This window comes from Burkholderia sp. 9775_39 (assembly GCF_015712225.1).
In the GTDB taxonomy this organism is placed as follows: Bacteria; Pseudomonadota; Gammaproteobacteria; order Burkholderiales; family Burkholderiaceae; genus Burkholderia; species Burkholderia cenocepacia.
The window spans coordinates 166,000-187,690 of record NZ_JACCQC010000012.1; the positions used below are offsets into that span (position 1 = coordinate 166,000).

A 21,691-nucleotide genomic window follows, 5' to 3' on the forward strand; every position below is an offset into this window, starting at 1 on the left:
CAGCCTCCCGAGATCGTCGCGGCCCACGCCGCGTTTCCGAGACCTGATTCTGCAAAGCGACGCATGCGGCCGACAGTCGGCCAAACGGCCAGCATTCGCTCTCGGTGGCCATGCGCGGACTATGCTGACGGCACGCCGACCCGCGGTTCTCCGACGGGCGGCCCCCGCGTCAGGACCGGTCTTACCGGGCAGCTATAATCGCGGGACTGTTTTCCGGTATGCCTATGCAATCCACGACTCCTACGTCCCCGCCTCCCGCCCCGGAGCCGAAGAAGCGGCCCTGGTGGCAAAAAGTCCTGCTCGGCTTCGCCGCGATGTGCGTGGCCCTCGTCGTGGCCGGCGGCCTCGTGCTCGGCTATGCGCTCGTCGTGGCCTGGCCGAACATGCCGTCGCTCGACGCGCTGACCGACTATCGGCCGAAGGTACCGCTGCGCATCTATACGTCCGATCACGTGCTGATCGGCGAATTCGGCGAGGAGCGCCGCGACGTCGTTCATTTCAAGGACGTGCCCGACTCGCTGAAGAAGGCGATCCTCGCGATCGAGGACGCGCGCTTCTACGATCACGGCGGCGTCGACCTCACCGGCATCATCCGCGCCGGCTTCGTCGCGCTGACGAACGGCCACGCGTCGCAGGGCGCGAGCACGATCACGATGCAGGTCGCGCGCAACTTCTTCCTGTCGAGCGAGAAGACCTACACGCGCAAGATCTACGAAATGCTGCTCGCGTACCGGATCGAGCGCGCGCTGACGAAGGATCAGATTCTCGAGGTCTACATGAATCAGATCTATCTCGGCCAGCGTGCGTACGGCTTCGCGAGCGCGGCGCGCGTCTATTTCGGCAAGGATCTGAAGGACATCACGCTCGCGGAAGCCGCGATGCTCGCGGGGCTGCCGAAGGCGCCGTCCGCGTATAACCCGGTCGTGAATCCGAAGCGCGCGAAGGTGCGCCAGGAATACATCCTGCAGCGGATGCTCGAGCTGAACTTCATCACGCGCGAACAGTACGACGAAGCCGCCGCGCAGCCGCTCGTCGTCAAGGGTCCGGGCCGCGATTTCAGCGTGCACGCCGAGTACGTCGCGGAAATGGTCAGACAGATGATGTATGCGCAGTATCGCGAGGAAACCTACACGCGCGGCTTCAACGTCGTCACGACGATCGACTCCGCGGACCAGCAGGTCGCGTACACCGCGCTGCGCAAGGGCATCATGGATTACGAGCGCCGCCACGGCTATCGCGGGCCGGAAGGCTTCATCGAACTGCCGGCCGGCGCCGACGATCGCGAACAGGCGATCGACGACGCGCTGCTCGAGCATCCCGACAACGGCGAGCTGATCGCCGCGGTCGTGACGGCCGCGAGCCCGCGCCAGATCACGGTGGCGTTCATCGACGGCAGCACGGCGACGATCGAGGGCGACAACCTGCGCTTCGCGTCGGGCGCGCTGTCGGCCAACGCGCAGCCGAACCGGCGCATCCGCCCCGGCGCGATCGTCCGGGTCGTGAAGAACGACGCCGGCAAATGGTCGATCACGCAGTTGCCGCAGGTCGAAGGCGCGTTCCTGTCGATCGTCCCGCAGGACGGGGCGATCCGCTCGCTCGTCGGCGGCTTCGACTACAACAAGAACAAGTTCAACCACGTCACGCAGGCGTGGCGGCAGCCCGGTTCGTCGTTCAAGCCGTTCATCTACTCGGCGTCGCTCGACAAGGGCCTCGGGCCCGCCACCGTGATCAACGACGGCCCGCTGTATTTCAGCGCCGCGGAAACCGGCGGCCAGCCGTGGGAGCCGAAGAACTACGGCGGCGGCTTCGAAGGCCCGATGTCGATGCGCACCGCGCTGCAGCGCTCGCGCAACCTCGTGTCGATCCGGATCCTGAATCACATCGGCACGAAATACGCGCAGCAATACATCACGCGCTTCGGCTTCGACGCCGAGCGCCATCCGGCCTACCTGCCGATGGCACTCGGCGCCGGCCAGGTCACGCCGCTGCAGATGGCCGGCGCGTATTCGGTCTTCGCGAACGGCGGCTATCGCGTCAATCCGTACCTGATCGCCGAAGTCACCGATCCGAACGGCGCGGTCGTCGCGCGCGCGCAGCCGCTCGTCGCCGAGCAGAACGCGCCGCGCGCGATCGACGCGCGCAACGCCTACGTGATGAACAGCCTGCTGCAGAGCGTCGCGCAGCGCGGCACGGGCGCGCGGACCAACGTGCTGAAGCGCACCGATCTCGCGGGCAAGACCGGCACGACGAACGACTCGCACGACGCGTGGTTCGCCGGCTACCAGCACACGCTCGCCGCGATCGCATGGATCGGCTATGACAATCCGCGCAGCCTCGGCGATCGCGAAACCGGCGGCGGCCTGTCGCTGCCGGTCTGGATCGACTACATGGGCGCTGCGCTGAAGGGCGTGCCGGAATTCAAGCCGACGGTGCCGGAAGGCGTCGAATCGCTCGGCGGCGAGTTGTACTTCACCGAGTTCACGCCGGGCCACGGCTTCGTGTCGACGGTCGGCGTGCCGCAGGCGCCCGCTGCGCAGAACGTCGACGAGGCCGTGCCGCACGTCGACGAGCAGGAGAAGCAGGACATCATGAACCTGTTCCGCGGCCACTGACCCGCGGCCCGGCCATGAAAAAAGCGCCCCGCGGGGCGCTTTTTCTTTGGGCACGACGCGCGGAGCGCTGCGCTCCCGCCGTTACGCGCTGAACGTGATCGGCAAGCCGGCCTGCTGGGTCGCGTAGTCGGTGAGCGCCGAGAAGAACTCGGTGCCCGTGCGCGTATCGCGCCATTCGCCGTCGATGAAACGGTAGTGGAATCCGCCGGCCTTCGCGGCGATCCACACCTCCTTCATCGGCGGCTGCAGGTTGACGATGATCTTCGAGCCGTTCTCGAACGTCAGCGTCAGCACGCTGCCATTGCGTTCCAGATCGATGTCGTGATCGCCGTCGTTCGCGACGTCCACGGTACGCTCGACGGCCGCCAGCACGGCCTCTGCACGGGCCAGGTATTCAGTATCGGACATGCTAAACTCTATCGGTTAAATTGTTCAGGGACGATCATGCGAGTCGTTTTCCGGATGAGCGCGATTGTAGCGGCTTTGGCGATTCTTGCCGGCTGCGGTCAAAGCGGCGCGCTCTATCTGCCCACCGTGCCTCCGATGCCCAAGCCGATCCAGCCGCAGAATACGCCGCCGTCGGACGTGAAACCGACCGACGAAAACGCGTCGTCCGACGAGTCGCCCGACACGTCCGGCTCGCCGCTCACGCTGTCGCCCGAACTGTCGAGCACATCGACCATGCCCGCCCCGGCATCGGGCCCGGCCGCGACGAAGTAACGACGCACTGCCGCCCGCGCGGCGCACGAAACGAGGCGATGACTTCCCGGTCATCGCCTTTTGTTTTTCAGCGGCCGCGCCGTCACGCGCGCACGCGCCGCCAGCCCCACGTCACCAGCCGCCAGCCGAGCAGCGCGGCGACGATCGCCGCGTAGAGCTTCGGCTGCGCCAGATCGTGCTTGCCCGCCCGCATCCACCAGAAGTGCAGCACGCCGAACAGCGCGATCGCGTAGATTGCGCTGTGCAGCGTCGCCCAGTGGCGACCGAGCCGGCGCACCATCGCGCGCGGCGACGTCGCGGCGAGCGGAATCAACAGCACGAACGCCGCGAAACCGACCGTGATGAACGGGCGCTTGCCGACATCCTTCAGGATCGCGACGACGTCGAACCACTTGTCGAACCACAGGTAGGTCGTGAAGTGCAGCGTCGCGTAAAAGAACGCGAACAGCCCGATCATCCGACGAAAGCGCAGCAATGGCGCGAAGCCCGTGATGCGCCGCAGCGGCGTAACGGCCAGCGTGATGCACAACAGGACGAGCGTCCACAAACCGGTCGAACGCGTGATGAATTCGATCGGGTTCGCGCCGAGCCGGTCGGTCAGCCCGAACAGCACGATGCGTGCGAGCGGGTAGAGGCCGGCTGCGAACACCAGCACCTTGGCCGGCGCGAGCCAGCGCGGCGCGGCAGGACGGTTCGCCCCGGCACGCGCCGTGCGGGCAGCCTGCCCGGCGCCCGCGGCGCGCGCGGGTGTGAGCGTCGAAGGATGCATGTCGTTTCTCACGGTCGCGCTCAGAAATTCTTTTTCAGGTCCATGCCCTGATACATCGATGCGACCAAGTCGCCGTAGCCGTTGAACATCAGCGTCTTGCGCTTCGGCGTGAAGAAGCCGTCCTCGCCGATGCGCCGCTCGGTCGCCTGGCTCCAGCGCGGATGATCGACGTTCGGGTTCACGTTCGAATAAAAGCCGTACTCGTTCGCCGCGTACGTGTTCCAGCTCGTCTTCGGCTGCTTGTCGACGAAGCGGATCTTCACGAGCGACTTCGCGCTCTTGAACCCGTATTTCCACGGCACGACGATCCGCACCGGCGCACCGTTCTGGTTCGGCAGCACCTGCCCGTAGACGCCCATCGTCAGCAGCGTCAGCGGATTCATCGCCTCGTCCATGCGCAGCCCTTCCGAATACGGCCAGTCGAGCACGGGCGTCGACAGGCCCGGCATCTGCGACGGATCGGCCAGCGTGATGAACTGCACGTATTTCGCGTTGCCAGTCGGCTGCACGCGCTTGATCAGCTCGGACAGCGGCACGCCGATCCATGGGATCACCATCGACCAGCCCTCGACGCAGCGCAGCCGGTACACGCGCTCCTCGAGCGGCGCGAGCTTCAGCAACTCGTCGAGATCGAACACCTTCGGGTGCTGCACCTCGCCTTCGACACTCACGCGCCACGGGCGCGGCCGCAACGTGCCCGCGTTCTGCGCCGGATCGCTCTTGTCGGTGCCGAATTCGTAGAAGTTGTTGTAGGACGTGATGTCCTTGAACGGCGTCACCTTGTCGATGGCGACGAATGTCGGGTTGGTTTTTGCCGCGAGCTTCGCCGCCCGCGCGTCGGGTGACGCATACGCGGCGAGCGCCGCGCCGCTGGTGCCGAACAGGCCGCCCGCGGCCGCGAGGCCGGCCGCCTGCAACACGCGCCGCCGATTCTCGAATACCGCGCGCGGCGTGATCTCGCTCGGCGCGATATCCGCGCCGGTCAGTACGTTACGCAAAGGGCGTTTGATCCACATCGTGCAGTTCCTCCCGCATGCGCGACGCGCATGCTTCATCAGCGTTCGACCCGGCCCGTCGCGCGCCGTTCGACGCCCGGTTCGCCCGCTCATTACAAAAGAAAACCGCCGGGCACGCAGTGCACCGGCGGTCTATGGTCGGACGAGCGGCGGAAATCTTACAGCTTGCCGTAGCTGTGCAGCCCGGACAGGAACATGTTGACGCCGAGGAACGCGAACGTCGTGACCAGCAGGCCGGTGAGCGCCCACCAGGCGGCCACCGCGCCGCGCAGGCCCTTCATCAGCCGCATGTGCAGCCACGCCGCGTAGTTCAGCCACACGATCAGCGCCCAGGTTTCCTTCGGGTCCCAGCTCCAGTAGCCGCCCCACGCTTCGGCCGCCCACAGCGCGCCGAGGATCGTCGCGATCGTGAAGAACGCAAAACCGACCGCGATCGACTTGTACATCACGTCGTCGAGCACCTCCAGCGTCGGCAGGCGATCCGCGAGGATCCCGCGCTCCTTCATCAGGTACGCGACCGACACCATCGCCGACAGCGCGAAGCTGCCGTAGCCGATGAAGTTCGCCGGCACGTGGATCTTCATCCACCAGCTTTGCAGCGCCGGCACGAGCGGCTGGATCTGCTGCGCATCGCGCGCGACCGAGTACCACATCAGGAAGCCGACCGCCGCGCTGATGACCAGCAGCACGAACGCGCCGAGCGAACGCGTGCCGTAGTGGCCTTCGTAATACAGATAAAGCAGCGCCGTGATCAGGCTGAACAGGACGAACACTTCATAGAGGTTCGATACGGGGATGTGCCCGACGTCCGCACCGATCAGGTAGGACTCGTACCAGCGCACCATCAGCCCCGTGAAGCCCATCAGCACGGCGACCCACGTGAGCTTCTGGCCGATCGCGGCGCCCGTTTCGGCGCGCGCGAGCAGCCCGATCCAGTAGAAGATCGTCGCGAGCACGAACATCGCGCTCATCCACAGGATCGCCGACTGGCTCGACAGGAAGTACTTGAGGAAGAACGCCGAATCGGCGCGGGCGAGATCGCCCTGGTAGATCTGGATCGACAACAGCGACAGCACGGCGATCGACGCCATCATCAGCCGCGCAGGCTTCCAGCGCCAGCCGAGCGCGACGAGCGCCGGCACGGTGCCGATCATCACTGCCTTGTCGTAGTAATCCATGTGCGCGTTGTAGTGCACGAGCGCATAGCCCGCGCCCGCCACGAGCGCCAGGGCGAACAGCCAGTCGAACAGCGACAGGCGCGCGAGGAACGGACGCTCGTCGAACAACGGCGACGATGCCGGCGCCGGGGCCGACGCCGTACGGGAAGAGGAAACTTGCGTGAGATCCATGATGTTACCGGGTGGAATTCTCGGAATCGGAACCGCCGCCGACAGGCGGGCGGGCCGTCGAAGCCGCACCGGCGGGCGCGGCATCGCGAGGTGCGGCGCGCAAGGCGGCGCCGGCCGCGTCGCGCGTCTGCACGAATTCTTTCTCGAAATCGAAGGTCTTGCGGGCCGTGGACATTGCCATCACCACATCGACGCCCGAACCGGCGTCCTTCAGCCAGAACCAGAGTCGCCGCTCGCGCACGTAGAACATCGAGAAGATGCCGGCGACCAGCAGCAGGCTGCCAAGATACACCAGATTCTTGCCGGGTGCGCGTGTCAGCTGAAATACCGAAGCTTGCACCTGCTTGAAGGAATCAAGCTGCAAATAGACCGGCGATCCATACAAGAAGCTGTCGGATAGCGCATTGATCGCGTTCTGCACGAAGCGGATCGTGTCGGTGCCCTGCTGCGCGGCCGGCTCGCCGGCACGCTCGCGCGCGATCTGCCAGACCTCCCACATCGAGCCCTCGAGCATCCGCAGCAGCAGGCTCGCGGCCTTCTCCTGCTCGCCCTTCGGCACCGAGCGATCGATGAAGGTCGCCACCGCCTGAAAGCCGCCGACCGGCTGGCCATCCGCGCCGCGGCCGACGCTGTCGTCGCTCGCCGCAAAGAGGGTCAGCACCTTCGACGCGCTGTCCTGCAGGCGGCCGCGCAGCGACGCGTCGCCCGGCAGCGAGCGCTGCGCGAAGCGCGCGGCGGCTTCGGTGCGCACGGCCGGATCCTCGAGCGCGGCGCGCAGGCGCATCCATTCGCCGATCGAATCCTGGCTGTCGGCCGGGATCCGCATGTAACGGAACGGATCGTTCGGGCTCGCGCGCACGCCGGCGAGGAACACGCGTTCGCCGTTCATGTCGACGGGCAGCATGTAGTTGTTGAATTCGCGCGCCTGGCCGTCCTTGCCGCGAATCTTGTACTGCACCGACGGGCCGATGTTGTGGAGCTGCGTCGGCTTCGACGTCTTCGCGCCCGAGCCGAGCCGCTCGTCGAATACTTCCTTCAGCGAGCTGGTCGTCGCGACACCGCGCACGTCCGGCTTGCCGTTCGCGTCGGCCATGTTTTCGACGTTGATCGCGCGGAAATCGGAGAATTCGATCGTGTCGCCGTCGGCGCCCGGGACCTGCAGCGGCGCCGAGCTGCCGATCGTGCCCTTCACGGGAACGGTCGCCGCATGGCTGCCCGTCATCGGGTAGGCCGTCATCTGCATTTGCGAGCCGCCGTCCTGGAAGCTCGACTGGTAGATCGACACGCCCTTGTACGTGAACGGCTTGTTGACCTCGACCCGCGCCGGGATCTTCCGGCCGGTCTCGCGATCGATCACGACGATGTCGCTCGCGAACAGCTTCGGCATGCCCGTCGTGTAGTAATCGACGATGAACTTGTCGAGCTGGATCGAGAACGGCAGATCCTGGATCAACGAGCCGCTCGGCTGGTTCAGGATCGCGGTCGACACGAACTGGCCCTCCGGCACCCACGCATAGCCGCGGAACGTCGGGTTCGACGCGGACAGGCGATGGTCGGGCGAAATCTCGCTGATCGTCGCGCTCGTGTTGACCGGGCTCTTGCCGAACATCCACATCTGGAATTTGATCGGCAGGTTGCTATCGAGCAGGCCGCCGATACAGATCACGACGATCGCGAGGTGGGCGGAAATGTAGCCCCACTTGGTCATCGCGCCGCGCTTCGCGGAGATCAGCGTCGCGCCGTCGGTTTCACGCACGACGTGCTTGTAGCCGGCCTTCGTGACGAACGTGGCGAGCGTCGCCGCGACCGTCGCGCGCGTGCCCGACGCCGTGTACTCGGCCTTGTGGTGGAACGCGCGCAGGCTGCCTTCGCGGACCTTGTCCTTCCAGCTCTTCGCATCGGCGAGCATCTTCGGCGCATTGCGGATCACGCACAGCGAGATCGACACGACGAGGAAGATCAGGATCAGCATGAACCACCACGCGCTGTACACGTTGTACAGGCCCAGCGAGCGGAAGATGTCCGCCCAGAACGGCCCGAACTGGTTCACGTAGTTCGGATACGGATCGTCCTGGGTCAGGACCGTGCCGATGATGCTCGCGATCGACAGCACCACCAGCAGCGCGATCGCGAAGCGCATCGAGCTGAGCAGCTCGACCGCGCGTTTCGACGCACCCTGACTCGACTTCGACTGCAACCCCGACGTGGTAACGCTCATTCAAACTCCGACTCAGGGGAAACAGCCCCCACACTCACTATGTTCGCTGCGCCCCAACGGGCGATCGGCACGCTCGGGACGGCCCGGCGAGTGCCAACAAAAAAGGGCAAGGCGACCGCGAACAGCGGCGCCCCACCCTTTTCTTGTTCTGACTCCGGCCGCCCTTCGGGTAGCCGGTCATTCCATGCGCGGTTGACCGCTCAACGCAGACCCGCGATGTAATCGGCGACGGCCTTGATCTCGGTATCCGACAGCCGCGACGCGATCTGATGCATCGCCTCGTTGTTGTTGCGCGCGCCGGCACCCTGCTGGAACGCGGTCAACTGCGCGACCGTGTAATCGGCCCATTGCCCCGACAGACGCGGGTACTGGACCGGGATCCCCTGCCCCGTCGGCCCGTGGCAGCTCGCGCAGGCCGGTACGCCCTTTTCCGCGATGCCGCCGCGATAGATCTTCTGGCCGACCGGCACGGTCGCCGCATTGCGTGCGGTACCGAGCTTCGTCGTCTGCGACCCGTAGTACGCGGCGACGTTGCGCATGTCGTCCGCGCTCAACGCGCTTGCGAATCCGACCATCACCGCGTTGTTACGCACCGGCCCCTTCGCGCCCGGCTGCGTCTTGAAGTCGTTCAACTGCTTGACCAGATATTCGGGATGCTGGCCGGCGAGCTTCGGGAAACTGCCCGACGCACTATTGCCGTCGGCGCCGTGACACGACGCGCAGACCTGCCCGGCAATCGCCTTGCCGCGGTCCAGATCCGGCTTCGCCGCATCTGCCGCGTTTGCCTCCGCTACGAAACCTACGAACCCTGCTGCAACCTGAAGCACCATCAGAGACTTGCACAGTCGATTCATTCGCACACCCTGTTTCGTCTTGTGGGAATTTGAGGTTCTGCAAAAAACGACGGCGTTCAGTCTACCGCAGAAGCCACATAAAAGCGCGAGGCAGGCGCCCGTTGGCCTTCGGTAAAACCGCCGTATTGTACAATATCGTGCTGAAAGCTCCCGCGCCTATCGGGGCTACCCCGCCTCCACCAAGCGGCTCGCGCCGCCCGTCCTTCCGGTTCCCATGGCCTTTCTGCTCCATCAAGCCCGCTTCTACACGACCGTCAACCATCTGCGCGACCTGCCGCCGACGGTCCAGCCGGAAATCGCGTTCGCGGGCCGCTCGAATGCCGGCAAGTCGACGGCGATCAACGTGCTGTGCAACCAGAAGCGGCTGGCCTTTGCGTCCAAGACGCCCGGCCGCACGCAGCATATCAACTACTTCTCCGTCGGCCCCGCCGCCGAGCCCGTCGCGAACCTCGTCGACCTGCCCGGCTACGGCTACGCGGAAGTGCCCGGTGCCGCGAAGGCGCACTGGGAAATGCTGCTGTCGTCCTACCTCGCGACGCGCTCGCAGCTTTGCGGCCTGATCCTGATGATGGATTCGCGCCGTCCGCTGACCGATCTCGATCGACGCATGATCGAGTGGTTCGCGCCGACCGGCAAGCCGATCCACACGCTGCTGACGAAGTGCGACAAATTGACGCGCCAGGAAAGCATCAATGCGCTGCGCAACACGCAGAAGGGGCTCGACGCGTATCGCGACCAGGGCGTGAAGGGCAAGCTGACGGTCCAGCTGTTCTCGGCGCTGAAGCGTACGGGGCTCGACGAGGCCCATGAACTGATCGAGAGCTGGCTGCGGCCGTCCGTCGCCGACGAAAAAAGCGAGCCTGTAGCACAATGAGCGGGCAACGCGCGGCTGGGATCGGCTGTGCGCACCTGACGGCACCTGCGGATTCGGCCGGCTCATAAAAAAACCCGCCGTTGAACGGCGGGTCAAACAGCCTAATCGAAAAACGACAGGCACCCGCTCAGGGAGGAGAAGCGGGGAGCTGCACGCAACGCGTGCCGCTCGATCGCTATCATATACCAACGATCTCGAAAATGACCTAAGGGTTCCGTAAGGTCTTCTTGCCCTGATTTCTGCCAAATCGCCATGAGCTTCCATCCGCTTCATCGTCCGCGCCGGATGCGCCGCGACGACTTCTCCCGCCGCCTGATGCGCGAAAACCGCCTGACCACCGACGACCTGATCTACCCGGTGTTCGTCGTCGAAGGCACCCAGCAACGCCAGCCCATCCCGTCGATGCCCGGCGTCGAGCGCGTGTCGGTCGACCTGCTGATGCAGGTCGCCGAGCAGTGCGTCGAACTCGGCGTGCCCGTGCTGTCGCTGTTCCCGGCCATCGAGCCGTCGCTGAAGACGCCCGACGGCCGCGAGGCGGCCAATCCCGAAGGCTTGATTCCGCGCGCCGTGCGCGAGCTGAAGAAGCGCTTCCCCGAGCTCGGCGTGCTGACCGACGTCGCGCTCGATCCGTACACGAGCCACGGCCAGGACGGCGTGCTCGACGAGAACGGCTACGTGATCAACGACGACACGATCGAGATCCTGATCGAACAGGCGCGCGCGCAGGCGGAAGCCGGCGTCGACATCGTCGCGCCGTCGGACATGATGGACGGCCGCATCGGCGCGATCCGCGAGATGCTGGAAAGCGACGGCCATATCCATACGCGGATCATGGCCTATTCGGCGAAGTTCGCATCGGCGTTCTACGGCCCGTTCCGCGACGCGGTCGGTTCGGCATCCAATCTGGGCAAGGGCAACAAGATGACCTACCAGATGGATCCGGCGAACAGCGACGAAGCGCTGCGCGAAGTACGCCTCGACATCGACGAAGGCGCCGACATGGTGATGGTCAAGCCCGGCATGCCGTATCTCGACATCGTGCGCCGCGTGAAGGACGAGTTCCGCTTCCCGACCTACGTGTACCAGGTGAGCGGTGAATACGCGATGCTGAAGGCCGCCGCGATGAACGGCTGGCTCGACCACGACAAGGTCGTGCTCGAATCGCTGCTCGCGTTCAAGCGCGCGGGCGCCGACGGCGTGCTCACGTACTTCGCGCTCGATGCCGCGCGTCTGCTGAAAGCGCAGCGCTGATCGCGCACCGGCGCGCATCAGCAAAAACGGCGGGACACTTCGGTGTCCCGCCGTTTTTTGTTTATCGCCGATCGAAGCTGTCAGCCGGCCCGAATCTGCGATTCGCCGGTTCGCCCCGGCAAGCCATCGTCATACCGTCGGCACGGCCGCCCGATCGAGGCTGCGCAGGAACGTGTCGGCCGCCTGATAGCCGACCACCCGGCCGATCTCGTTGCCGTTGCGATCGAAAAAGATGATGCCCGGCGGCCCGAACAGGTTGAAGCGCTTGAGCAGCGCCTGATCGTCCGGGTTGTTCGCGGTGACGTCCGCGCGCACGAGGTGAAGCCGCGCGAGCCGCGCCTGCACGCGCGCGTCGGTGAACGTCAGATGCTCCATCTCCTTGCAGCTCACGCACCAGTCGGCATAGAAGTCGAGCATCACGGGCCGGCCCGACGTCTTCAGCAACGCGTCGAGCTCGCCGCTGGAGCGCACCGGCGCGAACGCGGGGCCGTCCGCAGCCGCCGCACTGGCCGTCGCCGCACCGCCGGACGCCACCGTACGCGCCGCCAGCACGGCCAGCGGCTTGACGGGATCGGTCGAGCCCGCAGCCAGGCCCACGAGCAGCGTCGCGGCCCAGATCGCGAGCGCGGCGCCCACGCCGCGGCCCAGGCGACGCCAGATCGACGCGGCGCCGGCGTTCGGCGTGAACAGGCCGAGCGCCGCCGCCGCGATCAGCAGCCACAACGCCGCGAGCACCATCTTCAGCCCGCCGGCCAGCACCGGCCACACGATCCACAGCGCGGCCGCGAGCAGCACGATGCCGAAGAACACCTTCACGCCGTCCATCCACGCGCCGGCGCGCGGCAGCACCGTCCCGGCCCCGACGCCGACCACCAGCAGCGGCACGCCGAGGCCGAGCCCCATCGCGAACAGCGCCGCGCCGCCGAGCAACGCGTTGCCGGTATGCGCGATGAACGCGAGCACCGCGAACAGCGGCGCCGTCATGCACGCGCCGACGACCAGCGCCGACAACGCGCCCATCGCCGCGACCGCGACGAAGTGGCCGCCCGGGCGCGCGCTCGATGCCTCGGCCGCGCCGTTCTGCCAGCGCTCCGGCAACGCGATGTCCTTGCCCGAGATCAGCGACACTGCAAACGCGGTCAGCAGCACGCCGAACGCGCCAAGCACCCACGGATTCTGCAGCCACGCGCCGAGGCTCTGGCCAACCAGCGCGGCGGCGATGCCGAGCACCGTGTAGACCAGCGCCATGCCGACCACGTAGGTCAACGACAACGCAAAGCCACGCGCATGCGTCGCGCGCGTGCCCTGGCCGATGATGATCGCGGACACGATCGGAATCATCGGATACGAACACGGCAGCAGGCTCAGCACGACGCCCGCGACGAAGTAGAGCGCGACGATCGTGAAGAAGCCGTGGCCTTCGAGCAGCGACTGCGCGAAATCGGCGCTCGTGACCTTGTCGAACCAGCTACCCGCGGCAGCCGTGTCGCCGGACGACGATGCGGCGCCGAGCGCGGCGCCATCGACCTTCATCACGTGCTCGGCCGGCGGATAGCAGATCCCTTCGTCCGCGCAGCCTTGCGACGTCACCGCGAGCTCGAACGGCCCGGCCGCCTGCTTCACCGGCACGTGAACGACGACTTCGTCGCGATAGGTCTCGACGTCCTTCTGGAACGTCTGGTCGAACTTCACGTGGCCGGCCGGGAACTGCGGCTCGCCGAGCGTCGCCTGGCCACTCTTCACCGCGAACGCGAACCGCTCGCGATACATGTAATAGCCGTTGGCGATCTTGAAGCGGACGTCCACCTGTCCCGGCGATTCGCTCGCGCTGAACTTGAACGCGACCGACGGATCGAGGAAATCGTCGGCCGCGCGCGCGACGGACAGACCGCCCAGCACGAACACGAACGACAACAGGACCGCAAGAAACCGCAGCGCGCGCACGCGCACCGAAAGCGCCATACCGTTAAACATGAAATAGACGTTGAGTTTCGTTGGTCACCCACTGGCCATACGCGGCCGATGCCGTCGTTTGCCACGAGACGATTTCAGGCGTCTCGTAAGGATGATGCGCGACAATAAATCGCTCCAGTTCGAGCGCCCGCATGGGGCTCGTCTTGAACAGCAACTGGATCTCTTCGGCCGTTTCGACCTTGCCCTGCCAGTGATAGCGCGACTTGATCGTGCCGAGCTCCGATACGCATGCGGCCAGCCGCGCGTCGAGCGCGCCGTCGGCAAGCGCCGCAGCCGTCGCCGCATCGGGCACCGTCGTCAGCATCAGCACCACTATCATCCGCGCCCTCCTCGCTGGTCTGCCGGCTCCTGCCGGCGCCGGTCACCCCCGTTCAGGGGCCGCACCGGTTGCCCCGTATCGTAGCGCAGCCCGCGCGACGCTGCCGGCACCGGCCTGCGACAATCGATCGCAGCCGACATCCCAAAACAAAAAGGGCCAAGCATTCGCTCGGCCCCTTTTCAGATCCTGCTGCGTACCGGAAGCTTACTCTGCTTCTTGCACGTTTTCCGTTTCGTCGACTTCCGGACGGTCGAGCAGTTCGACCAGTGCCATCGGTGCGTTGTCGCCCACGCGGAAGCCGAACTTCAGCACGCGCAGGTAGCCGCCCGGACGGTTCGCGAAACGCGGACCGAGCACGTCGAACAGCTTCGCCACCGAGTCACGATCGCGCAGGCGGTTGAACGCCAGGCGACGGTTTGCCAGCGACGGCTTCTTGCCGAGCGTGATCAGCGGCTCGACGACTTTACGGAGTTCCTTCGCCTTCGGCAGCGTCGTCTTGATGACTTCGTGCTCGATCAGCGAGTTGGACATGTTACGGAGCATAGCCAGACGGTGGCTGCTCGTGCGGTTCAGTTTCCGCAGACCATGACGATGGCGCATTTCAGTTTCCTTGATTCAAAGTTTTGATCCAGCTCTTCTATCGCACCTCGGAGGGTGCACGGGCCGGTAACGAAAAAAAGCAAGATGCGGATTTTAAAGGAAAATCCGCATCTTTGCCAACTACAGCAACAACCGGGCTTACTTGTCGAGACCAGCCGGCGGCCAGTTCTCGAGCTTCATGCCCAGCGTGAGACCGCGCGAAGCGAGCACTTCCTTGATCTCGTTGAGCGACTTGCGACCGAGGTTCGGCGTCTTCAGCAGCTCGTTTTCCGTGCGCTGGATCAGATCGCCGATGTAGTAGATGTTCTCGGCCTTCAGGCAGTTCGCCGAACGAACCGTCAGCTCGAGATCGTCCACCGGACGCAGCAGGATCGGATCGATCTGCGGTGCACGCGACGGCGCTTCGGCTGCCGTTTCCGTGCCTTCCAGCGCCGCGAACACGGACAGCTGGTCGACCAGGATGCGGGCCGACTGGCGGATCGCTTCTTCCGGCGTGATCACGCCGCTCGTCTCGATGTTCATCACGAGCTTGTCGAGGTCGGTACGCTGCTCGACACGTGCGCTTTCAACCGCGTAGCTCACGCGGCGAACCGGCGAGAACGAGGCGTCGAGGACGATGCGGCCGATGATCTTGGCCGTGTCTTCGCCGTAGCGACGGACGTTGCCGGGCACGTAGCCGCGACCCTTTTCGATCTTGATCTGAACGTCGAGCTTGCCACCCTTCGACAGGTGCGCAATCACGTGATTCGGGTTGATGACTTCGCAATCATGAGCCAGCTCGATATCGCCGGCCGTCACGACGCCTTCGCCTTCCTTGCGCAGCGTAACCGTCACTTCGTCACGGTTATGCAGCTTGAACACCACGCCCTTCAGGTTCAGCAGCAGGTTGACGACGTCTTCCTGCACGCCATCCAGCGTCGAGTACTCGTGCACCACGCCTGCGATCGTGACTTCGGTCGGCGCGTAGCCTACCATCGACGACAGCAGCACGCGGCGAAGCGCATTGCCCAAGGTGTGGCCGTAACCGCGTTCGAACGGTTCCATGACCACCCTCGCGTGGTTCTCGCCCAGCGATTCCACGGCGATGATCTTGGGTTTCAGCAAACTGGTTTGCATGGGCTTTCCTTTTCAATACCCTCGGCTCGTTACACCGATAAGGCTGACCGGTAACAACCAGAAAATAAACAGCCGAGGCCCCTCCTTGCGCAACGCAATCGGGGTACCTCGGCCGTCAATCGGATTAACGCGAATACAATTCGACGATCAGGCTTTCGTTGATGTCGCCTGCGATTTCAGCGCGTTCCGGCATTTGCTTGAACGTGCCTTCGAACTTCTTCGCATCGACTGCAACCCAGCTCGGCATGCCGCCTTGCTCGGCCAGCGACAGCGCTTCGACGATACGCGCCTGCTTCTTCGCCTTTTCGCGGATCGCGACGACGTCACCCGCCTTCACTTGCTGCGACGGGACGTTCGCGACGACGCCGTTCACGGTGATCGACTTGTGGCTCACCAGCTGACGCGCTTCAGCGCGGGTCGAGCCGAAGCCCATGCGATACACGACGTTGTCGAGGCGCGACTCGAGCAGTTGCAGCAGGTTTTCACCCGTGTTGCCCTTGCGGCGATCGGCTTCGGCGAAGTAACGACGGAACTGACGCTCCAGCACGCCGTAGATACGCTTGACCTTCTGCTTTTCGCGCAGCTGCGTACCGTAGTCGGACGTACGTGCGCCCGAGGTACGGCCGTGCTGACCCGGCTTGCTGTCGAGCTTGCACTTGTCGGCGAGCGAGCGGCGTGCGCTCTTCAGGAACAGGTCGGTGCCTTCACGGCGGGACAGCTTGGCTTTGGGGCCGATATAACGTGCCACTTTGCATTCCTTTATCAATCAGTCACGCGGATCGAAATCCGCGCTAGTCCGCTCCCTTTGGGGCGAACGGTGGGCTTAGTCAATCAAAAAAGCAACGCCCGTCGACGCTGAGCGGCGACAGGCAATGCGCTAGCACGAACGTGCCAGCACATCCTTAGATACGACGACGCTTCGGCGGGCGGCAGCCGTTGTGCGGAATCGGGGTGACGTCCGAAATCGCGGTGATCTTGATGCCGAGGCCGTGCAGTGCGCGCACTGCCGACTCGCGACCCGGGCCCGGGCCCTTGATCCGCACTTCCAGATTCTTCACGCCGTATTCCATCGCGACGCGGCCAGCCGACTCGGCTGCGACCTGAGCAGCGAACGGCGTCGATTTGCGCGAGCCCTTGAAGCCCTGACCGCCCGACGTCGCCCATGCCAGAGCGTTGCCTTGGCGATCGGTGATCGTGATGATCGTGTTGTTGAACGACGCGTGAACGTGAACCACGCCTTCAGCGACGTTCTTCTTAACCTTCTTGCGAACGCGTTGCGCCGCGGTGTTCGAAGCCTTAGCCATTACGTTTTCCTGTAACTGTCAGTTCCGCTTACTTCTTCAGCGCTTGCGCTGCACGACGCGGACCCTTGCGGGTACGTGCGTTCGTACGCGTACGCTGACCGCGCATCGGCAGGCCCTTGCGATGACGGACGCCGCGGTAGCAACCGAGGTCCATCAGGCGCTTGATGTTCATCGTCACTTCACGGCGCAGATCGCCTTCGACGACAAACTTGCCTACTTCTTCACGCAGCTTTTCCAGGTCTGCGTCGGTCAGATCCTTGACCTTCTTCGAAAAATCGACGCCAGCTGCCACGCAGATGCTGCGCGAACGGGTGCGGCCGATACCGAAGATAGCCGTCAGGCCGATCTCGGTATGCTGGTGATTCGGGATGTTAACCCCTGCGATACGAGCCATTGTTTTTCCTCAAACAAAAAGCGCAAACAAACGCGCGGTCAGCCTTGGCGCTGCTTGTGGCGCGGATCCGAGCTGCAGATCACGCGAACGACGCCTTTGCGCTTGATGATCTTGCAATTGCGGCAAATGCGCTTAACCGATGCCATCACTTTCATGATAATACCCTTTTTTCAAATCACTTCGCCCGGAACACGATCCGCGCACGAGACAGATCGTAAGGCGTCAATTCAACCGTCACCTTGTCGCCCGGCAGGATGCGGATGTAGTGCATCCGCATCTTCCCGGAAATATGCCCCAACACGACATGGCCGTTTTCCAGCTTCACGCGGAAGGTCGCATTCGGGAGGTTTTCAATCACCTCACCCTGCATCTGGATTACATCGTCTTTGGCCATAGTCCTTTCAACGCATCGGGATGTTGCCGCCCTTGAAGTTAGCCTTCTTGAGCAGTGACTCATACTGTTGCGACATAACGTACGACTGCACCTGCGCCATAAAGTCCATCGTGACGACGACAATGATCAGCAGCGACGTTCCACCAAAATAAAACGGCACGTTCCAGCGCAGCACCAGGAATTCCGGCAGCAGACACACGAAGACGATGTAGATCGCACCGGCCAGCGTCAGACGCGTGAGGATGCGGTCGATATATCGTGCGGTCTGATCGCCCGGACGGATGCCCGGAACAAACGCGCCGCTCTTCTTCAGGTTGTCTGCGGTCTCCCTGCTGTTGAACACCAGTGCGGTGTAGAAGAAGCAGAAAAACACGATTGCCAGCGTGTACAGCAGCACATAGACCGGCTGGCCCGGCTTCAGCGCTTCCGCAACGTTATGCAACGTATTGGAAATCCAGCTTCCTGTCGGCTGACCGGTACTGAACCAGCCGAGAATCGTTGCCGGGAACAGAATGATCGACGATGCAAAGATCGGCGGAATCACGCCCGACATGTTCAGCTTCAGCGGCAGATGCGACGACTGCCCACCGTAGATCTTGTTGCCGACCTGACGCTTCGCGTAGTTCACGAGGATCTTGCGCTGACCGCGTTCGATGAACACGACCAGGTAAGTCACCGCGGCGATCAGAACGACGATGATGATCGCCGAAATGATGCTCATCGAACCCGTACGCACCAGCTCGAACAACCCACCCACGGCATTCGGGAACCCTGCTGCGATCCCGCCGAAGATGATGATCGAGATACCGTTGCCCAGACCACGCTCGGTAATCTGCTCACCGAGCCACATCAGGAACATCGTGCCCGTTACCAGCGTCACGACCGTCGTCAGACGGAACAGCATGCCGGGATCGGTGACGAGGCCCGGCTGGTTTTCCAGCGCAGCCGCGATACCGAATGCCTGGAAGGTCGCGAGCACCACGGTGAAATACCGCGTGTACTGCGTGATCTTCCGTTGCCCTGCCTGCCCTTCCTTCTTCAGCGCCTCGAGCTGCGGCGAAACGATCGCCAGCAACTGCATGATGATCGACGCCGAGATGTACGGCATGATCCCCAGCGCAAAGATCGTGAAGCGGGAAAGCGCGCCACCCGAGAACATGTTGAACATGCCCAGGATGCCGCCCGCCTGGCTCTGGAACAGCTTAGCCAGTTGATCCGGATCGATGCCCGGCACGGGAATGTGCGCGCCGATGCGATAGACGATCAGCGCCAGGAGCAGGAACATCGCTCGCCGGCGCAGATCGCCGAATTTCGCCGTGCTTCGACCGGGTTTTGCAAGACTCGGGCTGTTAGCCAAGTACCTTCTCCGATGAATGCAAGTGACGACGCGCTACGCGTGTCACTCGGCGAACGAACCGCCAGCCGCTTCGATCGCAGCGCGCGCACCCTTGGTGGCACCGAGACCCTTCACGACGATCTTGCGCTTCAGTTCGCCCGTCGCGATGATCTTTGCGCTCTTCGTCAGCTCGCCGACCAGGCCGGCTTGCTTCAGTGCGAGCAGATCGATCTCGTCGACCGGCAGCTTCTCGAGGTCGCCCAGGCGCACTTCACCGACGAATTCCTTCGTCAGCGACGTGAAGCCGCGCTTCGGCAGACGACGTTGCAGCGGCATCTGACCGCCTTCGAAACCGACTTTGTGGAAGCCGCCCGAACGCGATTTCTGACCCTTGTGACCACGGCCAGCCGTCTTGCCGAGGCCCGAACCGATGCCACGACCGACGCGACGCTTGGCGTGCTTGGCGCCAGCTGCCGGCTTCAGGTTATTCAATTCCATATCAACTCCTTGATCCGTAGGGCCGCTTACGCGATGACCTTAACGAGGTACGAGACCTTGTTGATCATGCCGCGGACCGCCGGCGTGTCCTGCAGCTCGCTAACCGAGTTGAGTCGGCGCAGGCCCAAGCCACGCACGGTCGCGCGGTGCGATTCGCGGGTCCCGATCAGGCTCTTGACGAGCTGAACCTTGACAGTTTTTTCAGACATGGTGACCACCCGGGCTTAGCCCAAAATTTCTTCGACGGACTTGCCGCGCTTCGCCGCGATGTCTGCCGGGGTCGACTGCTTGCGCAGGCCGTCCAGCGTGGCGCGAACGAGGTTGTACGGGTTCGTCGAACCGTGGCTCTTCGCCACGACGTTCTGAACGCCCATCACGTCGAACACTGCGCGCATCGGGCCGCCGGCGATCACGCCCGTACCTGCCTTCGCCGGAGCGAGGAGGACAGCGGATGCGCCGTGCTTGCCGTGCACTTCGTGTTGCAGCGTGCCGTTCTTGAGCGGCACCTTGAACATGTTGCGGCGAGCTTGTTCCATTGCCTTCTGGACAGCGACCGGCACTTCCTTCGCCTTGCCCTTGCCCATACCGATGCGGCCATCACCGTCGCCAACCACGGTCAGTGCGGCGAAGCCGAGAATACGGCCACCCTTCACGACCTTGGTCACGCGATTGACCGAAATCATCTTTTCGCGAAGGCCGTCGTCGCGCTCGTCAGCCTGAACTTTCGCTTGCATCTTTGCCATGACGAATTCCTTCCTTAGAACTTGAGCCCAGCTTCGCGAGCTGCCTCAGCCAGCGCCTTGACGCGGCCGTGGTAGCGGAAGCCCGAGCGGTCGAAGGCGACGGATTCGATGCCGGCAGCCTTTGCCTTTTCGGCAATACGCTTGCCGATCAGCGTCGCGGCATTGACGTTGCCGCCCTTGCCCGACTTGTCGGCCAGTTCTGCGCGCACTTCCGCTTCGAGCGTCGACGCGCTGGCCAGCACCTTGGTGCCGCAGGGCGAGAACACTTGAGCGTAGATGTGCGTGTTCGTGCGATGCACGGCGAGACGCGCGACCTGCAGCTCAGCGATCTTGATACGCGTCTGGCGAGCGCGGCGCAGGCGAGATTGAGTCTTATCCATGATTGCGCACCCTTACTTCTTCTTCGTTTCTTTGAGGATCACAACCTCGTCGGCATAACGCACGCCCTTGCCCTTGTACGGCTCCGGCGGACGGTAACCGCGGACTTCCGCAGCCACTTGACCGACTTGTTGCTTGTTGATCCCCTTGATCACGATTTCGGTTTGCGTCGGGGTTTCAGCCTTGACGCCTTCCGGCATCTGGTGCACCACCGGGTGCGAGAAACCCAGCGACAGGTTCAGCTTGTCGCCTTGCGCTTGCGCACGGTAACCGACGCCAACCAGCGTCAGCTTGCGCTCGAAACCCTTGGTCACGCCGTGCACGGCATTCGCGATGATCGCGCGCATCGTGCCCGACAGTGCATTTGCTTCGCGGCTTTCGTCGACCGGCGACAGATTCAGCGTGCCGTCGTTGTTCGCCACGTTCACGAGCGGATTGATCGCTTGCGTGATGGTGCCCAGCGGGCCCTTGACGGTGATTGCACCGTCGGCCAGCTTGACTTCCGCGCCTTGCAGCGCGATCGGGCTCTTACCTACTCGAGACATGTTTCTCTCTCCTCGGCTTTAAGCGACGTAGCAGATGACTTCGCCGCCGACGCCGGTAGCGCGCGCCTTGCGGTCGGTCATCACGCCCTTCGGCGTCGACACGATTGCCACACCGAGGCCATTCATGACCTGCGGAATGTCGTTACGGCCGCGGTACACGCGCAGACCAGGCTTCGACACGCGCTCGAGGCGTTCGATGACCGGGCGACCTGCGTAGTACTTCAGCGCGATATTCAGTTCGGACTTCGCACCTTCCGCCTTCACGGCGAAATCGTCGATATAACCTTCGTCCTTCAGGACTTGCGCGATTGCAACCTTGACCTTCGACGAGGGCATCGCGACCGATACCTTCTCGACCATCTGCGCGTTGCGGATGCGAGTCAGCATATCGGCGATAGGATCACTCATGCTCATTTACGTTTCTCCT

The 21,691-nt window shown here is 64.0% G+C and carries 26 protein-coding genes; 4 read left to right on the forward strand and 22 right to left on the reverse strand.

Annotated elements, in window-relative coordinates:
- Nucleotides 1-218: 218 nt before the first annotated feature.
- Entirely contained in the window at nt 219-2,612 is a 2,394-nt protein-coding gene (locus H0X90_RS18290) for a penicillin-binding protein 1A (RefSeq protein WP_034201087.1), read from the forward strand.
- An 81-nt stretch (nt 2,613-2,693) separates the two neighbouring features.
- Here the strand turns inward: H0X90_RS18290 and cyaY are convergent, their stop codons facing one another.
- Nucleotides 2,694-3,020 (reverse strand): iron donor protein CyaY, encoded by a 327-nt coding sequence (cyaY, locus tag H0X90_RS18295; protein WP_006482891.1) that lies wholly within the window; start codon nt 3,018-3,020, stop codon nt 2,694-2,696.
- Between the two features lie 36 nt (nt 3,021-3,056).
- Between cyaY and H0X90_RS18300 the strand changes: the two genes are divergently transcribed.
- A complete protein-coding gene (locus H0X90_RS18300) occupies nt 3,057-3,332 on the forward strand; it encodes a lipoprotein (protein WP_006491729.1) in 276 nt (91 codons plus the stop codon).
- A gap of 82 nt (nt 3,333-3,414) precedes the next feature.
- On the opposite strand, the gene msrQ is transcribed toward H0X90_RS18300, so the two are convergent.
- The 5 genes from msrQ to H0X90_RS18325 form a co-directional block, all read right to left on the reverse strand.
- A complete protein-coding gene (gene msrQ / locus H0X90_RS18305) occupies nt 3,415-4,101 on the reverse strand; it encodes a protein-methionine-sulfoxide reductase heme-binding subunit MsrQ (protein ID WP_006482924.1) in 687 nt (228 codons plus the stop codon).
- A gap of 20 nt (nt 4,102-4,121) precedes the next feature.
- Nucleotides 4,122-5,117, reverse strand: a complete 996-nt coding sequence (gene msrP, locus H0X90_RS18310; RefSeq protein ID WP_060214790.1) for a protein-methionine-sulfoxide reductase catalytic subunit MsrP — start codon at nt 5,115-5,117, stop codon at nt 4,122-4,124.
- A gap of 158 nt (nt 5,118-5,275) precedes the next feature.
- A complete protein-coding gene (gene ccsB / locus H0X90_RS18315) occupies nt 5,276-6,466 on the reverse strand; it encodes a c-type cytochrome biogenesis protein CcsB (protein ID WP_006494454.1) in 1,191 nt (396 codons plus the stop codon).
- A gap of 4 nt (nt 6,467-6,470) precedes the next feature.
- Nucleotides 6,471-8,684, reverse strand: coding sequence for a cytochrome c biogenesis protein ResB (locus H0X90_RS18320; protein ID WP_006494455.1), 2,214 nt, complete (start codon nt 8,682-8,684; stop codon nt 6,471-6,473).
- A 200-nt stretch (nt 8,685-8,884) separates the two neighbouring features.
- On the reverse strand, nt 8,885-9,538 hold the full coding sequence (locus H0X90_RS18325) for a cytochrome c (protein WP_012492295.1): 654 nt from the start codon (nt 9,536-9,538) through the stop codon (nt 8,885-8,887).
- Between the two features lie 214 nt (nt 9,539-9,752).
- Between H0X90_RS18325 and yihA the strand changes: the two genes are divergently transcribed.
- Entirely contained in the window at nt 9,753-10,412 is a 660-nt protein-coding gene (gene yihA / locus H0X90_RS18330; protein WP_006477171.1) for a ribosome biogenesis GTP-binding protein YihA/YsxC, read from the forward strand.
- A gap of 252 nt (nt 10,413-10,664) precedes the next feature.
- The gene (hemB, locus tag H0X90_RS18335) at nt 10,665-11,663 is read left to right on the forward strand and encodes a porphobilinogen synthase (RefSeq protein WP_006482872.1); all 999 of its coding nucleotides are present in this window, start codon (nt 10,665-10,667) and stop codon (nt 11,661-11,663) included.
- A 129-nt stretch (nt 11,664-11,792) separates the two neighbouring features.
- On the opposite strand, the gene dsbD is transcribed toward hemB, so the two are convergent.
- The 16 genes from dsbD to rpsH all read right to left on the reverse strand — a co-directional run bounded on the left by dsbD (nt 11,793) and on the right by rpsH (nt 21,678).
- Nucleotides 11,793-13,637, reverse strand: coding sequence for a protein-disulfide reductase DsbD (gene dsbD / locus H0X90_RS18340; protein ID WP_077188920.1), 1,845 nt, complete (start codon nt 13,635-13,637; stop codon nt 11,793-11,795).
- The gene (gene cutA / locus H0X90_RS18345; RefSeq protein ID WP_034201091.1) at nt 13,630-13,956 is read right to left on the reverse strand and encodes a divalent-cation tolerance protein CutA; all 327 of its coding nucleotides are present in this window, start codon (nt 13,954-13,956) and stop codon (nt 13,630-13,632) included. The genes dsbD and cutA overlap by 8 nt, the downstream gene beginning before the upstream one ends.
- A gap of 204 nt (nt 13,957-14,160) precedes the next feature.
- The gene (gene rplQ / locus H0X90_RS18350; RefSeq protein WP_006477175.1) at nt 14,161-14,556 is read right to left on the reverse strand and encodes a 50S ribosomal protein L17; all 396 of its coding nucleotides are present in this window, start codon (nt 14,554-14,556) and stop codon (nt 14,161-14,163) included.
- 138 nt (nt 14,557-14,694) lie between these two features.
- Entirely contained in the window at nt 14,695-15,672 is a 978-nt protein-coding gene (gene rpoA / locus H0X90_RS18355) for a DNA-directed RNA polymerase subunit alpha (protein WP_006477176.1), read from the reverse strand.
- A 124-nt stretch (nt 15,673-15,796) separates the two neighbouring features.
- Nucleotides 15,797-16,420: a 30S ribosomal protein S4 gene (gene rpsD / locus H0X90_RS18360; RefSeq protein ID WP_006477177.1), complete on the reverse strand. Its 624-nt coding sequence runs from the start codon at nt 16,418-16,420 to the stop codon at nt 15,797-15,799.
- Between the two features lie 154 nt (nt 16,421-16,574).
- Nucleotides 16,575-16,976, reverse strand: coding sequence for a 30S ribosomal protein S11 (rpsK, locus tag H0X90_RS18365; protein WP_004197937.1), 402 nt, complete (start codon nt 16,974-16,976; stop codon nt 16,575-16,577).
- A gap of 28 nt (nt 16,977-17,004) precedes the next feature.
- Nucleotides 17,005-17,370: a 30S ribosomal protein S13 gene (gene rpsM, locus H0X90_RS18370; RefSeq protein WP_006400641.1), complete on the reverse strand. Its 366-nt coding sequence runs from the start codon at nt 17,368-17,370 to the stop codon at nt 17,005-17,007.
- 38 nt (nt 17,371-17,408) lie between these two features.
- Nucleotides 17,409-17,525 carry a 50S ribosomal protein L36 gene (rpmJ, locus tag H0X90_RS18375; RefSeq protein ID WP_004199844.1) on the reverse strand — a complete coding sequence of 39 codons (117 nt, stop codon included), beginning with the start codon at nt 17,523-17,525 and terminating at the stop codon, nt 17,409-17,411.
- Between the two features lie 20 nt (nt 17,526-17,545).
- Nucleotides 17,546-17,764: a translation initiation factor IF-1 gene (gene infA / locus H0X90_RS18380; RefSeq protein WP_004521905.1), complete on the reverse strand. Its 219-nt coding sequence runs from the start codon at nt 17,762-17,764 to the stop codon at nt 17,546-17,548.
- Between the two features lie 7 nt (nt 17,765-17,771).
- A complete protein-coding gene (gene secY / locus H0X90_RS18385; protein ID WP_006482915.1) occupies nt 17,772-19,121 on the reverse strand; it encodes a preprotein translocase subunit SecY in 1,350 nt (449 codons plus the stop codon).
- Between the two features lie 42 nt (nt 19,122-19,163).
- Complete coding sequence (gene rplO / locus H0X90_RS18390) at nt 19,164-19,598, reverse strand: 50S ribosomal protein L15 (protein ID WP_006482880.1); 435 nt, start codon at nt 19,596-19,598, stop codon at nt 19,164-19,166.
- A gap of 26 nt (nt 19,599-19,624) precedes the next feature.
- Nucleotides 19,625-19,807, reverse strand: coding sequence for a 50S ribosomal protein L30 (gene rpmD, locus H0X90_RS18395; RefSeq protein ID WP_006400644.1), 183 nt, complete (start codon nt 19,805-19,807; stop codon nt 19,625-19,627).
- A 15-nt stretch (nt 19,808-19,822) separates the two neighbouring features.
- On the reverse strand, nt 19,823-20,341 hold the full coding sequence (gene rpsE / locus H0X90_RS18400) for a 30S ribosomal protein S5 (RefSeq protein ID WP_006482895.1): 519 nt from the start codon (nt 20,339-20,341) through the stop codon (nt 19,823-19,825).
- A 14-nt stretch (nt 20,342-20,355) separates the two neighbouring features.
- On the reverse strand, nt 20,356-20,721 hold the full coding sequence (gene rplR, locus H0X90_RS18405; protein WP_006477183.1) for a 50S ribosomal protein L18: 366 nt from the start codon (nt 20,719-20,721) through the stop codon (nt 20,356-20,358).
- A gap of 12 nt (nt 20,722-20,733) precedes the next feature.
- On the reverse strand, nt 20,734-21,264 hold the full coding sequence (gene rplF / locus H0X90_RS18410; protein ID WP_006477184.1) for a 50S ribosomal protein L6: 531 nt from the start codon (nt 21,262-21,264) through the stop codon (nt 20,734-20,736).
- 18 nt (nt 21,265-21,282) lie between these two features.
- Complete coding sequence (rpsH, locus tag H0X90_RS18415) at nt 21,283-21,678, reverse strand: 30S ribosomal protein S8 (protein ID WP_006477185.1); 396 nt, start codon at nt 21,676-21,678, stop codon at nt 21,283-21,285.
- Between the last annotated feature and the right edge of the window lie 13 nt (nt 21,679-21,691).

What these genes read in the sequence shown, in the direction of transcription:
- rplO (WP_006482880.1), bottom strand. Translation starts at nt 19,598, where the DNA reads ATGGAATTGAATAACCTGAAGCCGGCAGCTGGCGCCAAGCACGCCAAG.
- ccsB (WP_006494454.1), bottom strand. Translation starts at nt 6,466, where the DNA reads ATGGATCTCACGCAAGTTTCCTCTTCCCGTACGGCGTCGGCCCCGGCG.
- cyaY (WP_006482891.1), bottom strand. Translation starts at nt 3,020, where the DNA reads ATGTCCGATACTGAATACCTGGCCCGTGCAGAGGCCGTGCTGGCGGCC.
- yihA (WP_006477171.1), top strand. Translation starts at nt 9,753, where the DNA reads ATGGCCTTTCTGCTCCATCAAGCCCGCTTCTACACGACCGTCAACCAT.
- H0X90_RS18320 (WP_006494455.1), bottom strand. Translation starts at nt 8,684, where the DNA reads ATGAGCGTTACCACGTCGGGGTTGCAGTCGAAGTCGAGTCAGGGTGCG.
- msrP (WP_060214790.1), bottom strand. Translation starts at nt 5,117, where the DNA reads ATGTGGATCAAACGCCCTTTGCGTAACGTACTGACCGGCGCGGATATC.
- H0X90_RS18300 (WP_006491729.1), top strand. Translation starts at nt 3,057, where the DNA reads ATGCGAGTCGTTTTCCGGATGAGCGCGATTGTAGCGGCTTTGGCGATT.
- rpsH (WP_006477185.1), bottom strand. Translation starts at nt 21,678, where the DNA reads ATGAGCATGAGTGATCCTATCGCCGATATGCTGACTCGCATCCGCAAC.
- rpmD (WP_006400644.1), bottom strand. Translation starts at nt 19,807, where the DNA reads ATGTCTGAAAAAACTGTCAAGGTTCAGCTCGTCAAGAGCCTGATCGGG.
- rplF (WP_006477184.1), bottom strand. Translation starts at nt 21,264, where the DNA reads ATGTCTCGAGTAGGTAAGAGCCCGATCGCGCTGCAAGGCGCGGAAGTC.
- dsbD (WP_077188920.1), bottom strand. Translation starts at nt 13,637, where the DNA reads ATGTTTAACGGTATGGCGCTTTCGGTGCGCGTGCGCGCGCTGCGGTTT.
- msrQ (WP_006482924.1), bottom strand. Translation starts at nt 4,101, where the DNA reads ATGCATCCTTCGACGCTCACACCCGCGCGCGCCGCGGGCGCCGGGCAG.
- infA (WP_004521905.1), bottom strand. Translation starts at nt 17,764, where the DNA reads ATGGCCAAAGACGATGTAATCCAGATGCAGGGTGAGGTGATTGAAAAC.
- cutA (WP_034201091.1), bottom strand. Translation starts at nt 13,956, where the DNA reads ATGATAGTGGTGCTGATGCTGACGACGGTGCCCGATGCGGCGACGGCT.
- H0X90_RS18290 (WP_034201087.1), top strand. Translation starts at nt 219, where the DNA reads ATGCCTATGCAATCCACGACTCCTACGTCCCCGCCTCCCGCCCCGGAG.
- H0X90_RS18325 (WP_012492295.1), bottom strand. Translation starts at nt 9,538, where the DNA reads ATGAATCGACTGTGCAAGTCTCTGATGGTGCTTCAGGTTGCAGCAGGG.
- rpmJ (WP_004199844.1), bottom strand. Translation starts at nt 17,525, where the DNA reads ATGAAAGTGATGGCATCGGTTAAGCGCATTTGCCGCAATTGCAAGATC.
- rplQ (WP_006477175.1), bottom strand. Translation starts at nt 14,556, where the DNA reads ATGCGCCATCGTCATGGTCTGCGGAAACTGAACCGCACGAGCAGCCAC.
- rplR (WP_006477183.1), bottom strand. Translation starts at nt 20,721, where the DNA reads ATGGATAAGACTCAATCTCGCCTGCGCCGCGCTCGCCAGACGCGTATC.
- rpoA (WP_006477176.1), bottom strand. Translation starts at nt 15,672, where the DNA reads ATGCAAACCAGTTTGCTGAAACCCAAGATCATCGCCGTGGAATCGCTG.
- rpsM (WP_006400641.1), bottom strand. Translation starts at nt 17,370, where the DNA reads ATGGCTCGTATCGCAGGGGTTAACATCCCGAATCACCAGCATACCGAG.
- rpsE (WP_006482895.1), bottom strand. Translation starts at nt 20,341, where the DNA reads ATGGCAAAGATGCAAGCGAAAGTTCAGGCTGACGAGCGCGACGACGGC.
- rpsK (WP_004197937.1), bottom strand. Translation starts at nt 16,976, where the DNA reads ATGGCTAAGGCTTCGAACACCGCGGCGCAACGCGTTCGCAAGAAGGTT.
- hemB (WP_006482872.1), top strand. Translation starts at nt 10,665, where the DNA reads ATGAGCTTCCATCCGCTTCATCGTCCGCGCCGGATGCGCCGCGACGAC.